Origin of the sequence: Gordonia sp. HS-NH1 (genome assembly GCF_001418765.1) — a bacterium.
Taxonomy (GTDB): domain Bacteria; phylum Actinomycetota; class Actinomycetes; order Mycobacteriales; family Mycobacteriaceae; genus Gordonia.
Map to the genome: position 1 here is coordinate 1 of NZ_LIYC01000114.1, position 734 is coordinate 734.

At 65.3% G+C, this 734-nt stretch carries 1 protein-coding gene; it reads right to left on the reverse strand.

What is annotated here, in order from left to right; translation table 11 throughout:
- The coding region (locus AMD30_RS24290; protein ID WP_231632853.1) for an AMP-binding protein at window positions 1-672 on the reverse strand (672 nt) is incomplete at its 3' end.
- Between the last annotated feature and the right edge of the window lie 62 nt (window positions 673-734).

The following is a 734-nucleotide window of genomic DNA, read 5'->3' on the forward strand; positions in this document are numbered from 1 at the left end:
CAACTCCCACACCGACACATCAAACGACACCGGCGTCTTCCACAACACCACATCCCGCTGCTCCAACCCGAACAACGACTGCATCCACCCCAACCGATTCACCACCGCAGCCTGCGACACCGTCACACCCTTCGGCCGCCCCGTCGACCCAGACGTGAACAACGTGTACACACCCGCACCACCAGGCACCTCCCCCACACCCGACACCACCCCACCCAACAACCCAGCCCCCACCACACCCGACACACCACCAACCACCACACCATCAACCGAAAGACCCACCCCCTCACCACAATCCACCACCACACGCCGCACACCCGACACCCCACCAACACCAACAGAAGCCACATCACCAAACGCCTGATCACCCGCCCGCACCACCACCACACCCACACCAGCCGTCGACAACATGAACCCCACCCGCTCCGCAGGCGCATCCACCTCCACCGGCACATACCGACCACCCACAGCCACCACCGCATGCACCGCCACCAACAACTCCAACGACCGCGACATCACCACACCCACAGCCGAATCCACACCCACACCCAACCCCGACAACTCCCGCGCCACACCCCCCACCAACCCACCGAACTCCCCATACGACACCACCCGCTCACCCACCCGCACCGCCACCGCACCCACCGACAACCCCACCCGCTCAGCAACCACCGACCCCACCGAACGACCCGACCACCCCAACCCCACCCCAACACCACGCGACCAACCCTCGA